We start from the raw sequence: 2,376 nt of genomic DNA on the forward strand, positions 1-2,376 counted from the left end.
CTTGTTCGCTTAACGCGTCGCCCCCTCTTTGCGCCAAACAAAATAAACTCTCGGACGAGAGTTTTTTTGTTTGGCAATTAAATAAATCCTGACGGATTTGTGAAATACTCTTCGAGCATGCAATATGCTGTCACATATGCAATTCGCACCTATGTGCGAGTTTAGGATTTATTTTATGGCATATTGCACTAGCAATATTGCATATCGAACATAGTGAGATATTGCATTGCTTTAACAATTTCATTAAAAAATTTTGAATTTTTCTCCGTTTGTGTTAAAATAAATATATGAGAATAAACAAAGTTAAAGATATGGCAATTGAATTTGCTATCGACATAGTTGAATTATGCAAAACATTACAAGGCAAAGAAAGTGTGATGAGTAAACAGCTCTTAAGATCTGGTACATCAATTGGCGCCAATATACATGAGGCAGACTACGCTCAAGGTAAAATGGATTTTTTATCTAAACTCAAAATAGCTTTAAAAGAAAGTCATGAGAGCGAGTATTGGCTCGAACTTCTTTTTAAAACACAATATATTGACTCGAATACTTATATTAATTTAAAAAATAAATGCGGCTCAATTAGGCGAATTTTAATCGCTTCTTGTTCTACTATAGAAAAAAATTAATCACCTCCTGTAAAACTGCGAAGAAGAGGTAAAATTTATAAGTGTTTCATTAGGAGAGAAAATATGAAGAAAATCATCGTTATTGGATGCCCTGGGGCTGGAAAATCAACACTCGTTTTTAAACTTAAGGATATCTTAAACTACCCTGTCCTTCACCTTGACAAGGTCTATCATATCACAACAGATCAACATATAACTCGTGACGAGCTAAGGGCAATAGTTGCCGATTTCGCAAAAAGTAGTGACAAATGGATCATTGACGGAAACTATATTTCAACAGTTGAAGAAAGAATTAAACTTGCTGATACAATAATCATCCTAGATATCAACACACAAATATGTATTCAAAATGTTATTAATCGATCAAAAAAAGAAAAAACAGCAGATATGGCTGCTGGCTTCGACAATTCAAAGATAAAAGATGGATTTTTGGAATTTATATCAAAATTCAAGAGCGAAACTCTTCCAATTCTTATGTCTTATGTTGAGAAATATAGAAATGAAAAAGAATTTATTATTTTCCACAACTACGACGAGGTTAATTCATTTTTAGCTAACCTAAATAAATAGTTTGTGTATATTTTACGACCTACGCCGCAAACTATTTATATGAAAAAATATCTGTTCTTTATTTTATCATTAATGTTCGCTTTATGTGTCATCCCTGTAAATCACGAAGTTTCCTCGGCGGAAACAGTCGTAGAGCTTCCTGTTATTATGTATCACTCACTTTTGAAAAGTAGGACGGGAGCATACATCACTTCCCCTGCAAAATTTAAAAGTGACCTTACGTGGCTAAAGGAAAGGGGTTACACAAGCGTTTTCGTGCAAGATATCATAGATCACTGCGAAGGCAGGAAAGCTCTGCCGGATAAACCAGTGCTAATCTCTTTTGACGACGGGCATTACAACAACTATTACTATGCTTTTGACATACTGAAAGAGCTTGGCTTTAAAGCAAATATCAACATCATTGGATGTCACTCTGAGTTTTGTTCAACTCACGAAGATCGTGACAACCCAAACTACTCTCATCTAACATGGGGCGAGATAAAGGAAATGCAAGAAAGCGGGATTTGGGAAGTTGGAAATCACACATACAACATGCACAAGCTTCAGCCAAGATATGGCGTTTCAAAGATGTACAACGAAAGCTCGCAAGAATACGAAAAAAACTTAACCCACGACGTCATGAGACTTCAAGATAAGTTTGAAAAAGAGTGCGGATTTACATCAAACGTTTTTGCTTTCCCATTTGGAAAATACTCAAAAGAAAGTCTTAAGATACTAAGTGATTGCGGATTTAAAGCATTCCTTACTTGCAACGAGAAAATTAATAAGCTTGAATTTGGAAATGCATCAAAATTGCAGTATATAGGCCGTTTTAATAGAACTGGGACGCTATCAACCTATGAATTTTTCAAAAAAATAGGGCTATCATAAGAAGTGTCTCCGCAGAACACTTTAATAAAAAATCATTTTCGAGGTAAGTCAGATTTTTCAGAGAAAATTTCGACAAATACACTCTACTCAGAGATGTTACTTCGAATTTTTTTAAATTTATTCTATTTTAGAATAACATCAATCAAAGAGTTATGGGAGCAAAAAGTTTGGGATTTCTCTTGTATCTTCTTTGTTTCAGGTTCCCGATAGAGGTTTTTCATCGTCGGTTCTAATTTTTAGGCTAAAATCAAGCAAATCTTTTTGTTAACTGCCGTCCGCCCCTGAAAATCATTTAGGGAAC

General features: G+C 34.6%; 3 protein-coding genes. All 3 read left to right on the plus strand.

Annotation, left to right across the window (positions count from 1 at the left end):
- Positions 1–287 precede the first annotated feature (287 nt).
- Entirely contained in the window at positions 288–632 is a 345-nt protein-coding gene (locus tag BWI44_RS18095; RefSeq protein ID WP_286815658.1) for a four helix bundle protein, read from the plus strand.
- Positions 633–695: 63 nt separating this feature from the next.
- Positions 696–1,202, plus strand: coding sequence for a P-loop NTPase family protein (locus tag BWI44_RS18100; protein WP_286815663.1), 507 nt, complete (start codon positions 696–698; stop codon positions 1,200–1,202).
- A gap of 39 nt (positions 1,203–1,241) precedes the next feature.
- Positions 1,242–2,075, plus strand: a complete 834-nt coding sequence (locus tag BWI44_RS18105; RefSeq protein WP_286815666.1) for a polysaccharide deacetylase family protein — start codon at positions 1,242–1,244, stop codon at positions 2,073–2,075.
- The last annotated feature ends 301 nt before the right edge of the window (positions 2,076–2,376 follow it).

This window comes from Bacteroides sp. Phil13 (assembly GCF_001940965.1).
Taxonomy (GTDB): Bacteria; Bacteroidota; Bacteroidia; order Bacteroidales; family Bacteroidaceae; genus Bacteroides; species Bacteroides intestinalis.

What these genes read in the sequence shown, in the direction of transcription:
- BWI44_RS18095 (WP_286815658.1), top strand. Translation starts at nt 288, where the DNA reads ATGAGAATAAACAAAGTTAAAGATATGGCAATTGAATTTGCTATCGAC.
- BWI44_RS18100 (WP_286815663.1), top strand. Translation starts at nt 696, where the DNA reads ATGAAGAAAATCATCGTTATTGGATGCCCTGGGGCTGGAAAATCAACA.
- BWI44_RS18105 (WP_286815666.1), top strand. Translation starts at nt 1,242, where the DNA reads ATGAAAAAATATCTGTTCTTTATTTTATCATTAATGTTCGCTTTATGT.